This is a genomic window from Micromonospora sp. LZ34, from assembly GCF_052981855.1.
Window position 1 is genome coordinate 67,175 of the sequence record NZ_JBRIQN010000007.1, and the last position, 10,715, is coordinate 77,889.

Annotated in this window: 13 protein-coding genes and 1 riboswitch; of the genes, 6 read left to right on the forward strand and 7 right to left on the reverse strand. The window is 76.1% G+C overall.

All coding sequences use genetic code 11. The features are described 5' to 3' along the window. Positions 1 to 11 precede the first annotated feature (11 nt). Both ACVCAH_RS10495 and ACVCAH_RS10500 read right to left on the reverse strand, forming a co-directional pair. A complete protein-coding gene (locus tag ACVCAH_RS10495; RefSeq protein ID WP_447135876.1) occupies positions 12 to 356 on the reverse strand; it encodes a hypothetical protein in 345 nt (114 codons plus the stop codon). Positions 357 to 471: 115 nt separating this feature from the next. Further along, positions 472 to 1,260 (reverse strand): LppM family (lipo)protein, encoded by a 789-nt coding sequence (locus ACVCAH_RS10500; RefSeq protein ID WP_447135877.1) that lies wholly within the window; start codon positions 1,258 to 1,260, stop codon positions 472 to 474. A gap of 354 nt (positions 1,261 to 1,614) precedes the next feature. On the opposite strand from ACVCAH_RS10500, the gene ACVCAH_RS10505 reads away from it, so the two are divergent. Continuing rightward, positions 1,615 to 2,100 carry an RrF2 family transcriptional regulator gene (locus ACVCAH_RS10505; RefSeq protein WP_447135878.1) on the forward strand — a complete coding sequence of 162 codons (486 nt, stop codon included), beginning with the start codon at positions 1,615 to 1,617 and terminating at the stop codon, positions 2,098 to 2,100. Between the two features lie 32 nt (positions 2,101 to 2,132). Continuing rightward, positions 2,133 to 2,606: a cupin domain-containing protein gene (locus ACVCAH_RS10510; RefSeq protein ID WP_447135879.1), complete on the forward strand. Its 474-nt coding sequence runs from the start codon at positions 2,133 to 2,135 to the stop codon at positions 2,604 to 2,606. Positions 2,607 to 2,696: 90 nt separating this feature from the next. Here ACVCAH_RS10510 and ACVCAH_RS10515 read toward each other — a convergent pair whose 3' ends face one another. Further along, positions 2,697 to 3,881: an FAD-dependent oxidoreductase gene (locus tag ACVCAH_RS10515; protein ID WP_447135880.1), complete on the reverse strand. Its 1,185-nt coding sequence runs from the start codon at positions 3,879 to 3,881 to the stop codon at positions 2,697 to 2,699. A 69-nt stretch (positions 3,882 to 3,950) separates the two neighbouring features. On the opposite strand from ACVCAH_RS10515, the gene ACVCAH_RS10520 reads away from it, so the two are divergent. After that, a complete protein-coding gene (locus ACVCAH_RS10520) occupies positions 3,951 to 4,580 on the forward strand; it encodes a TetR/AcrR family transcriptional regulator (RefSeq protein ID WP_447135881.1) in 630 nt (209 codons plus the stop codon). A gap of 104 nt (positions 4,581 to 4,684) precedes the next feature. Here ACVCAH_RS10520 and ACVCAH_RS10525 read toward each other — a convergent pair whose 3' ends face one another. The 3 genes from ACVCAH_RS10525 to ACVCAH_RS10535 form a co-directional block, all read right to left on the reverse strand. Beyond that, positions 4,685 to 5,626: an AraC family transcriptional regulator gene (locus ACVCAH_RS10525; protein ID WP_447135882.1), complete on the reverse strand. Its 942-nt coding sequence runs from the start codon at positions 5,624 to 5,626 to the stop codon at positions 4,685 to 4,687. A gap of 26 nt (positions 5,627 to 5,652) precedes the next feature. Then, complete coding sequence (locus ACVCAH_RS10530) at positions 5,653 to 6,357, reverse strand: alpha/beta hydrolase (RefSeq protein ID WP_447135883.1); 705 nt, start codon at positions 6,355 to 6,357, stop codon at positions 5,653 to 5,655. Between the two features lie 89 nt (positions 6,358 to 6,446). Further along, the gene (locus ACVCAH_RS10535; RefSeq protein WP_447135884.1) at positions 6,447 to 7,433 is read right to left on the reverse strand and encodes a LacI family DNA-binding transcriptional regulator; all 987 of its coding nucleotides are present in this window, start codon (positions 7,431 to 7,433) and stop codon (positions 6,447 to 6,449) included. Positions 7,434 to 7,591: 158 nt separating this feature from the next. Between ACVCAH_RS10535 and ACVCAH_RS10540 the strand changes: the two genes are divergently transcribed. Both ACVCAH_RS10540 and ACVCAH_RS10545 read left to right on the forward strand, forming a co-directional pair. Continuing rightward, on the forward strand, positions 7,592 to 8,806 hold the full coding sequence (locus tag ACVCAH_RS10540; protein ID WP_447135885.1) for an MFS transporter: 1,215 nt from the start codon (positions 7,592 to 7,594) through the stop codon (positions 8,804 to 8,806). A 162-nt stretch (positions 8,807 to 8,968) separates the two neighbouring features. Then, complete coding sequence (locus ACVCAH_RS10545; RefSeq protein WP_447136009.1) at positions 8,969 to 9,304, forward strand: hypothetical protein; 336 nt, start codon at positions 8,969 to 8,971, stop codon at positions 9,302 to 9,304. 18 nt (positions 9,305 to 9,322) lie between these two features. Here ACVCAH_RS10545 and ACVCAH_RS10550 read toward each other — a convergent pair whose 3' ends face one another. Then, entirely contained in the window at positions 9,323 to 10,030 is a 708-nt protein-coding gene (locus ACVCAH_RS10550; protein ID WP_447135886.1) for an MBL fold metallo-hydrolase, read from the reverse strand. Between the two features lie 342 nt (positions 10,031 to 10,372). After that, positions 10,373 to 10,502: riboswitch (cobalamin riboswitch) on the forward strand. Positions 10,503 to 10,550: 48 nt separating this feature from the next. Between ACVCAH_RS10550 and ACVCAH_RS10555 the strand changes: the two genes are divergently transcribed. Next, complete coding sequence (locus ACVCAH_RS10555) at positions 10,551 to 10,673, forward strand: hypothetical protein (protein ID WP_447135887.1); 123 nt, start codon at positions 10,551 to 10,553, stop codon at positions 10,671 to 10,673. The last annotated feature ends 42 nt before the right edge of the window (positions 10,674 to 10,715 follow it).

The window sequence follows — 10,715 nt, forward strand, 5'->3', positions numbered from 1 at the left end:
GGCGGCACCTCTCAGACCCAGGAGCGGATGATGCGGGGCTCGCGACCCTGCGCGAGCTGGGTCGGCGACGACTGGGTCGCCTGCCGGTTGCCGGGCGGCAGCTGGTTGATGCCGAGCGCGGCGGAGAAGATGACCAGGCCGTTGAAGAACGCGATGATCCACTTCTCGGCGCCGGCGTCCGTGGCGAACGCCGCGGTGAGGTAGGACAGCGCGAGCGCGATGCCCAGCGCGATCCACTTGCGGGCCTTGTCGCCGCTCGGGCCGATCAGCCCGCCGATGACGTTGGTGGCCAGCAGCGTCGCGGCGCTCGCGCCGGTCAGGCTGCCCAGGGCGGCCCAGGTGAAGAGATCGTTCATGGTCGATCCCCCTTCGATGTGCGGTGGTGCGATCGGGGTGGTGGTGAGGGCCGGCGGCTCCGGGGAGTCTCCGACGACCCCGCCCGCGGCGGCAGACGGGAGCGGATGGGGTGGCTCAGGCGGACTCCGGCGGGCCGGCGGGACCCGCCGCCGGCTGGCCGGCGGACGCCGCGCCCGGCGCGGTGCGCCCGCCCGGCTGGCCCGGCACCGTCGGGCCGGTCGCCTGCCCGGTCCCGGTCGGGCCGGCGGCGCCGGAGGTCGTCGGGCGACGCCGCAGCAGCAGGACGACGGCGACCGCGACGAGCAGCAGGCCGACCACCCCGCCGACGACCAGCAGCCAGGGGAAGCTCTCGTCGTCGCCAGCGGCGGCGGGGGACGGCCGCGGTGGGGCCTCGGCCACGGCCCGCAACTCGGCCGGCTTGTTCTGGTTGCTGCCGACCTTCCAGCTGACCGACCGTCCGTTGACCGTGCCGTTGGTCTCGCGCACCGCGCCGGGGAAGGTCACCGATATCTCGAACGACATCAGCCGCATGAAATCCTGCTGGCTCTGCGGATGCTGTTCGGCGATTTTGCCGCCGTATTTCTTTGGGTCGAGCGGCAGGTTGAACCGGTAGAGATCGCCGTCCCGGACCAGTTTCACGCTCTCGCTGTTGAAATCGCTCAACGGGGTCTTCTGGTAGGTGATCTGGAAACCGTAGAGCAACGCGTCCTCGTACCGGGTCTCCGTGCCGGGCGGCAGGGCCGGGATGTTCTGCCGCAGCTCGGCGAAGCCGGCCTCGACCGTCCTGTTGCCCGAGGTCAGCACGTTCTTCTCGGCGGTCAGCAGGAGTTGGCCGGTGACCGTGTCGTCGGCGTTGACGGCCAGCCCCATGTTCAGTTGCATGCAGCCGGTCAGTACGGCCACCAGAGCGAGACACCCCGCGACGCGGAGCGTTCTGCCGCGGACGAGTCCCGTATTCATGGGCACAGTGTGTGTGATCCGGATCACGGTCAGCAGTCAGCGATCAGTCACAACGCAGTCGCCGATCTTACCGGCCCGCTGTCACGTTCGGCTGAGGTATGCGAGCGGCGAAATAGATAATCTGAAAGGTTGGCCGTGACACGGCAATTTCCCGGTCGTCCGACCCGGTCCGGCGCCCCTGCAGCGCCCAGGGCCGACCTCGGCCCGGCCGCGGCCGGCGCATGGCTCGGGCAGGGGTCTTGCCGGCGGTGGGCAACGGGCTTGCCAGGCTAATCCTGGATATCTAATATCCAGAACATGCGGATGTCCGAGGGCGTCGAGTGGGCCCTGCACAGTTGTCTCAACCTGACCTGGCTTGCACCGGGGCAGGCGGTGTCGGCAGCCCGCCTGGCCGCCTTCTACCGGCTGCCCACGGCGTATCTGAACAAGCAGTTGCAGGCGTTGGTGCGGGCCGGGATCCTGACGTCCACCCCGGGCCCGCGTGGCGGCTTCCGGCTGGCCCGGCCACCGGAGGCGGTCAGCGTGCTGGACGTCGTGGTCGCCATCGAGGGCGCGGAGGAGGCGTTCCGCTGCGAGCAGATCCTCCGGGTGGGCCCGGGCGGCCGGGCCGACGTCGACTACCGCCAGGTCTGCCTAGTCTCGCAGGCGATGCGCCGGGCCGACCTCGCCTGGCGGCGCGAGTTGGCAGGCCAGACGCTCGCCGACCTGCGTGCCGCCGTGGAACAGCGCTACCCGGACACCCCCGGCAACACCCGCGAGCGGTTCGCCGCCCCGCTGACCTGATCCACCATTCCTTCCGAGAGAGGCAACCCGCCATGACCGCACCCGTGCATGTCCAAGCCACCGACGCCACCGTGCTCGCCGACGGGCCGACCAGCCTGATCACCCTGCTCGCCGACGCCGACGCCACCGCGGGTGCCCTCACCGCCAACCGGGCCACGCTGCACCGTGGTTCGCCCGGCGCGCCGCCCCACCTGCACACCCGCGCGGCCGAGGCGTTCTTCGTCCTCGGCGGAGTCCTCGACGTGCTGGTCGGCGAGGAGATCCGTACTCTGCGCGAGGGCGACTTCCTGGTCGTCCCGGCGCACACCCCGCACGCCTTCGCGCCGGCCCGCGACGAGGCGGCTGACGTGCTGGTGGTCTTCACCCCGGGCATCGACCGGTTCGACTACTACCGCCTGCTGGAGCGGGTCTACCGGGGCGAGGCCGACCCGGCGGAGATCGGCGCCAGCGGCGAGCGGTTCGACAACCACTACGTGGACAGTCCACTCTGGCGCGCCCGGGCCTGACCGGCAGGCGGTCGTGGGTCCGGTTGCCGGGCGTCGGCCCCGGCAGTGACCCGGGTCGGGCTGGACCGGCGGCCGCGGGCCCGCGCCCGGTCAGCGGCCCCGCGCGGGTCGGACCGGGTCGCTGCCGGTCGGTGGCTGCCAGTCGGCGTACCGGGCCATGCCGCGCAGCGCCGCGCGGGACGGGGTCAGCCGGATCAGGGTGTCGCGCAGGGCGAGCGCCGCCGGGTGGCGCAGCTGCTGGCCGAACCGGCCGGTCCGGGCCGCCGCCCGGGCGACGGCCTGGCTGCGCGGTCGCCGCTGCCGGTCGTACGCGGCCAGCGCGGCGGGCACGTCCGCGGCGCCGCCGGCGCAGACCACGCCGAGCGTCACCGCGTCCTCGATCGCCTGGCAGGCGCCCTGTCCGAGGTTCGGGGTCATCGCGTGCGCGGCGTCGCCGAGCAGCGCGACCTGCCCCCGCACGTACGACGGCAGCGGCGTGCCGAGGTGGACGATGTCGTTGCGCAGCACCGCCGCCGGCGGGGTGGCCGCGAGCAGCGCCGGGATCGGGTCGTGCCAGTCGCCGAAACGCTCGCGGACCGCGGCCAGCTCGTCCGGGGCGTGCCCGCCGGGCGGGGCGGTGACCGCGCCGTACCAGTAGACCCGCCCCTCGCCGAGCGGCACCATGCCGAACTCGGCGACCGGCCCCCAGCTGATCGCCGCCGGCACCGCAGCGGGGAAGGGGATCGCCGCGCGCCAGGCGGTGGAGCCGGCGTAGACCGGGGGCGGGGTTCCCGGCCAGAGCCGGGTGCGCAGCACGCTGTGCAGCCCGTCGGCGCCGACCACCAGGTCGGCCCGGAGCGTGGCCGGCTCGCCGCGCCACCGGTAGCGCACCTCGCCCGTGTCCGGGTCCACCTCGTCCACCTCGGCGCCGGTGCGCAGCGTCGCGGGTGGCAGTGCGTCGACCAGGATCCGGTGCAGGTCGGCGCGGTGGATGCCGAGCGCGGTGGTGCCGAGCACCCGGGTCATCTCGGCGGCGTCCAGCCGGGACAGCCAGCGCCCGGTCGAGGTGCGGATCCCGCCGGGGGCCTCCTGACCCCGGGCGCGGACCACCGGCCCGAGCCCGAGCGCGTCCAGCCCGCGCAGCGCGTTCGCCATCAGGGTGAGGCCCGCGCCGACCTCGCGCAGCTCGGGGGCGCGTTCCAGCACGGTCACCTGCCAGCCGCGCCGGTGCAGGGCCAGTGCGGCGGCCAGGCCGCCGATTCCGCCGCCGACCACGACCGCCCGCGCCGTGTCCATCGCACCCGCCTCCTACTACGTCTGTAGAAGGGCATACTACATCCGTAGAAGAGCGGAGGAGGGCCGGGAGTGGGACGGGCGGAACGGGTGGCGGCGCTGGCCGACGCGGCGGTCGAGCTGCTCGCCGAGGGCGGCATGCGCGCGTTGACCCACCGGGCCGTCGATGCCCGGGCCGGGGTGCCGGTCGGCACCACCTCCGCCTACCTGCGGACCCGGCGGGCGCTGATCGAGGCGGTGGTGCAGCGGCTGGCCGACCTCGACCGGGCCGACCTGGTCGACCAGCAGCTGCCGACCGGGCAGGCGCCGCCGCAGCCGGGGCCGCCGCTCACCCCGGACGACCTCGACCGGCTCGCCGCCGGCGTGGCCGAGGTGCTGGACCGTTGGCTCACCGTCGGCCGCGGCCGCACCCTGGCGAGGTACGCCTGCCTGCTGGAGGCGGTGCACCGACCGGAGCTGCGGCAGATCCTCGAGCACGGCACCGGCCTGCGGGTGCAGGCGCGCCAGCTGCTGGCCCGGGCCGGCGCGCCCGACCCGCGCCGGCAGGGCGACCAGCTGGTCGCGTTCGTCGACGGGCTGCTCTTCGACCGGCTGGTCGGCGCCGGCGCGCTCAGCGCGCCACCACCGGGCAGCCCGGCCAGCCGGGCCGACCTGGCGGCGGCCGTCCGCGCCGTGCTGCACGCCGTCACCAACCCGGCCTGACGGCGGCGTCGGGCCGCGACGCCCGGACCCGGCGGACGCGGTGGCGCCGGGCCGGCCCGGGTGGCGGCCACGCCACCTGGCCCGCGCGGCGGATCCGGCCAGGTTCAGTCGCCGGCCGCCGCGCCGATCCGGTGCGCCCGGGGGCTCACCCCGTGCACCCGCCGGAACGCGGCGCTCAGCGCGAACGGGCTGCCGTAGCCGACCCGGCGGGCGACCGCGCCGACGGTGGCGTCCGGTTCCCGCAGCAGGTCGGCGGCGAGGGCCAGCCGCCATCCGGTGAGGAAGGTCATCGGCGGCTCGCCGACCAGTTCGGTGAAGCGCCGGGCCAGCACCGCCCGCGACACGCCCACCTCGGCGGCGAGCGCGGCGACCGTCCACGGCCGGGCCGGGTCCTGCTGCAGCAGCCGCAGCGCCGGACCCACCACCGGATCGCCGGCGGCGGCGTACCAGGCCGGCGCGGTTCCGGGCCGGGCGAACCAGGTGCGCAGCGCGGCGATCAGCAGCAGGTCGAGCAGTCGGTCGAGGACGGCCTCCTGCCCGGGCGCGTCCCGGGTCACCTCGTCGGCCAGCAGCGGCACCAGCGGGCTGCGCCAGTCGTCGCCGGTGACCACCAGCAACGGCGGCAGGGCGGTGAGCAGCCGCCGGCTCAGCTCGCCGGGTAGCTGGTAGGTGCCGGTCAGCGTCACCGTCGACCCGTCCAACCCGGTGCCCCAGGTGCGCACGCCGAGCCCGGTCATCGTGGTCAGCGGCTCGCCGCGCAGCGTGGTGCAGTGCTGGCCGGGGTGGATCACCACCTGCGGCGCGGTCGCCGGGTCGTCGGCGACCGTGTAGGCGTCCGGCCCGCGCAGCACGGCGACGTCGCCGGGGCCCAGCCGGGCCGGCCCGCCGTCGTCCGGCACCACCCAGGCCCCGCCGCGCACCAGCGCCACCACGGTCAACGGCGCCCGGTCCTCGATCCGCAGCGCGAACGGCGGGTCCAGCACCGACCGGAGCAGGAACGCGCCCCGCGCCCGAGCCCCGTCCAGCAACCCGGTCAGCCCGTCCACGCCCCGGATCCTAGTCCGGGGCGGGATCAGGGCTGGGCGGTGAGCCAGGCGGCGGCCTGCCGACGGATGTCGGTGGGGACCTCGTGTCCGCCGGGGAACTCCTGGTAGGTGACGTCGTAGTCGAGGCCCCGCAGGCGGGGGACCAGGCGGCGGCTGCACACGTCGACGGGGAGCACCGGGTCGTCGGTGCCGTGCGAGACGAACACCCGGGGCCGGCCGTGGGTGACCTGCGGCGCGGCGAAGCCGGGGGAGAAGGCCACCACCGCGTCGAACAGGTCGCCGTTGGTCAGGCCCAGGGAGAGGGCGTACGAGGCCCCGTCGGAGAACCCGCCGACCACCACCCGCTCGGTCGGGTAGCCGGCGAAGGCCGTGGCCAGCAACCCGTCGACGCGCCGGACGTCCGGCCCGAACCCCTCGACGATCAGATCCCAGGTGCTCGACTCGGCCTGCGGGGCCACCAGCAGCAGGCGGTGCTCGTCGGCGAGCGGCAGCAGCAGGTCCAGCCCCTGCCGGGCCGATCCGCCGGCCCCGTGCAGGAGCAGCACCAGCCGGTACGGCGGGCCGTCGACCGGCTCCGGGGCGTACACCATGGCCAGCGGCCTGCCCTGCGGGTCGGTCAGCGACGCCAGCCCGGCGGCGGCCAGCGCGGTCGGCGGCGCCGGCCGGGTCGTCAGCCGGCCGTGCCGGGGGTTCTCCTCCGGCTGCCGGTGCGGCGGCGCGGGTTCGGCCACGGGATCACCGCTCTCCGTCCTGGGCGGGCATGCGCCCGCGGTTACCCGGCTGGACGGGGGCTAACCCCGGCGGCGTCGCGTCGGCCGGCTCACCCGCTGGCCCGGCGGACCAGCCGGGACGGGAACACGGTCACCGGCGGCGCCGGCCGGCCGACGAGCGCGGCGGTGGCGGCGGCGGTGGCGATCTGCGCCACCGGGTGGGTGGCCGTGGTCAGCGCGGGGGTGGTCACCGCGGCGAGCGGAATGTCGTCGAAGCCGGTCACGGCGACGTCCCCGGGCACCTGGACGCCGTCGCCGCGCAGCCGGTCGATCACCCCGAGCGCGGTCGCGTCGCTGATCCCGACGATCGCGTCCGTGTCCGGCCAGTGTGCCAGCACCTCCCGGGCGGCCGTCCGGCCCCGGCTCGCGGTGAAGTCCCCGGGCACCAGCCGGGCCGGCAGGCCCGCCTCGCGCATGACCTGCCGGTACGCGCCGACCGAGCGGCCGGCGCAGGAGAGCCAGCGCGGACCGGTCACCATGGCGATCCGGCGCCGCCCGGTGGCGTACAGGTGCCGGACCACGGCCGCCGTGCCGCCGCCGTTGTCCACGTCGAACGAGGGCACCAGGCTGGAGCCGATGCCGATCGAGGCCACCCGGCCGCGCATCGCCCGGGGAACCGCGGCGAGCATCGCCTCGGTGGTGTTGACCAGGACCAACCCGCCCACGCTGCGGTCCTCGGCCAGCCGGCGCAGCCCGGCCGGCTCCCGGGTCGGCAGCCAGTGCAGCGCGACCCCGAGCCCGGACGGCCCGCACGCCCGGGCCGCCGCGCCGACCACCCGGTCCACGTACGGGTCGTCGAGGACGGTCGGGTCGGCGCCGGCCACCACGACCACCAGCCGCATCCCGGCGCCCCGGACGAGCGCCCGGGCCGCGAGGTTCGGCCGGTACCCGAGGCGTTCGGCGGCGGCGGTGACCCGCTCCCGGGTGGCGGCCGAGGCGTAGCCGGTGCCGGCGAGCACCCGTGAGGCGGTGGCCCGGGAGACCCCGGCCGCCCGGGCGACGTCCAGCAGGGTCGGTGGGCGGTGTGCCGTCGTCATGTGTCCTCCCCGTGCTCGGCCGCCTGCGGCGGGGGCCCGTCCGAATCATGCCGCGCGGGGGCCGGCGCGGGTAAGGGGTGTGGCCGGGTTGTGCTGAGAGCGCTTCCAGGTGTGCGATCGAGGGCGGTACGCCGTCCGACCGAGAGGAACCACCCGCCGTGAGTCCCGCCACCGCCCCGCCCGCCGCGCCGGCTCCGCCCGTACCCCGGTCGGTGCTCGTCGCCCGCACCGGCGTGGCCGTGGTGTTCGCGCTCAACGGCCTGGCCGTGGGCACCTGGTTCTCCCGGGTGCCGGCGGTCCGCGACTCGCTCGGGCTCACCGCCGGCCGGCTCGGGCTGCTGCTGCTCGCCCTGTCCGCCGGCGCGCTGCTCGCCATGCCCACCGCCGGCCTGGTGGCCCAGCGCCTCGGGGCGGCCCGCACGGTGGCCCTCTCCACCCTGGTCGTCGCGCTCGGCCTGACCGTGGCCGGGGCGGCTGCCGGCCTCGCCGGCTCCCTGGCCGGGGTGGCGGTCGGCCTGTTCGCCTTCGGCTACGGTTCGGGCACCTGTGACGTTGCGATGAACGTCGAGGGCGCGGCCGTGGAGCGGCGGCTCGGGCGGACCGTGATGCCCCGCTTCCACGCGGCGTGGAGCCTCGGCTCGGTGGCCGGCGCGGCGCTCGGCGCCGGGGCGGCCCGCTTCGGCCTGCCGGTCGCCGCCCACCTGGCTGCGGTGGCGGCGGTGGTGCTGCTCGGCACCGTGCTGGCCGCCCGGTCGTTCCTGCCGGCGGAGCAGGGTGCGGCGACCCCCGCCCCGGCCAGCCGCCGACGCGACCTGCTGGCCGCCTGGCGCGAACCGCGCACCCTGCTCATCGGCCTGCTGGTGCTGGTCATGGCGTTCGCCGAGGGCAGCGCCAACGACTGGCTGGCGGTCGCCTTCGTGGACGGCCATGGGCTGAGCGAGGCGGCCGGCGCCGCGGTCTTCGGCGTCTTCGTCGTCGGCATGACGCTGGGCCGTACCGCCGGCACCCTGGCGCTGGACCGGTGGGGGCGGGTGCCGGTGCTGCTCGCCACCATCCTGCTCGCCGCGCTCGGCGCCGGTACGGCGGTGCTGGCCGGATCGGGGCCGGTGGCGATCGCCGGGGTCGCGCTCTGGGGCCTCGGCGCCTCGCTCGGCTTCCCGGTCGGGATGAGCGCCGCGGCCGACGACGAGGACCGGGCCCCGGCCCGGGTCAGCGTGGTCGCGGTGATCGGCTACACCGCGTTCCTCGGCGGGCCGCCGCTGCTCGGGATGCTCGGCGACCGGGTCGGCACGCTGCACGCGCTGCTAGTGGTACCGCTGCTGCTGGTGCCCACCCTCGCCCTGGTTCCCACCCTCCGCCCGCCGGCCCGCTGAGCTGTCCCGCACCCGCCCCCGCCCGCCACCCGCCGCGCCGCCGATGATCGTCTGTCGGGCAGCAGGGCCCGGGCCGGGTGTTCTCAGCGAGTGCGCAGGGAGCGCGCAGCGGCCGGCAAGGTGGGGGTGGTGGACTGGAGGGGCCGAGGAGAGGGGCGGGGCATGGGCTGGTTCAGCCGGCGGCCGCGGGCCGCCGAGGGTGCGGTGACGAAACTCGACCGGGAGGCCACCCGGGAGGACCTGGCGGCGCTGGAGGCGTTCGTGAGCAGCCGCCAGGGGGTGGAGTTCTACCTGGAACCGGAGACCACGGCGACGGACACCACGGTGGTGGCGATCGCCCACGACGGCGAGTGGATCCGCCGCCGCACCGGCTCGCCGCGGGCCGCCGGCGTGATCGCCCGCAAGCACGCGGTGCCGCTGTACGAGGCGGCGCGCACCGGGTATCCGGAGCGGATGCGCGCCTGGAACCGGGCCCACCCGGAGCGACGCGCCCGCTGACCGGGGCGCCGTCCGGCGTCACCCGGCGGTGACCGCCGCACGCGCCTCGTCCAGCGTCATCGGCGGCTCGTGACTGGCGACGTACCAGTAGACGTCGTCGGTCAGCAGCCGGCGCACCAGGGCGAGGTCGGGCCCGTCCTCCGGGGTGCGCAGGTGCGCCGGCGGCGGGTAGTAGCTGTCGCCGAGCAGCAGCACCCCGGAGTCCGGCACCGCCACCACGGTCGAGTCCGGCGCGTGGCCGCCCCCGACGTGCCGCACCCGTACGCCCACCGGCAGTTCCAATTCGTCGGTGAACGTGCGGGTCGGCGGCAGCACCGCGAAGCCGTCCCACGAGTCGACCGCCAGCGCCCGGGCCCGGAAACTCGGGCCGAGCCGCGGGTTCTCCCGGACCTGCTCGCGCAGGTACCGGTGGCTCCACGGCCGGGCCGCCTCCGCGCGCAGCAGCCGTTCGCCGGTGACGTGGCCCACGATCTCCACGTCGGGCCAGGCGCAGGCGCCCCAGACGTGGTCCCAGTGGTGGTGCGTGTAGACCAGCCAGCGCGGCGCCGGCAGACCGGCGGCGCGCAGCGCGGCCTGGATCTCCCGGGCGTGCGCCGGGCTCTGCCCGGCGTCGACCAGCACGCTGCCCCGCTCGTCGGCGACCAGGGCGACGCCGGCCTGTACGGCCGCCGGATCCGGGTCGCCGGGGCAGAGCCAGACCCGACCGGCGAGGTGCTGGAACCTCATCTCGATGATGGCGGCAACTCCTTCGGACAAATGCGGGACGCGGTTTCGGCCCCGATCCTAGGCGCCGCCGCGGCCAGGGCTTCCGGCACGGCGACCCCTCCGGCGGCATTCCCTCGTCGCCTCCTTTGCTCTGCGTCAACCTACGCAGTGAAAGCGGGCGAGAACCATTGCGTGGGTTGAAGCAGAGCAAAGGGGGACCACAGTGGATCCCGGCGGGTGGGAGCGGATCGACGGCGAGGTAAGGGCGCGATCGCGGCGAGGCAAGGGCGGGATCGCGGCGGCGCGGGGGCGCGTTGACCGGCGGCCGGCGGGTGTGGCAGCATTCGCGGCCTGACGGCAGTGAAGGAAGCCGGTGCGATTCCGGCGCGGTCCCGCCACTGTCACCGGGGAGCGATCCCCCCTCGTGAGTCACGGCCGTGCGTGCACGGTTGGAAGGCCGGGGGTGAGCGTCGATCCGGGAGCCAGGATACTTCGGCCGTCGGGAGTTGACCCCAGGGCGTGGACACCCGAGGAGGACCCGATGACGCACCGCGTCTCCATCGTCGACGGCGACCGCCGTACCCGGCCCGGGCGCGACAGCGCACCCGCGCCCGCCCGCACCGCCGCGCCCGCCTCGGGCCGCCGCACCGCCGTTCACCGCTGAGTTCCGCACCGCGCCGCGTCCCGGCACCGGCCTGCCGCCGGT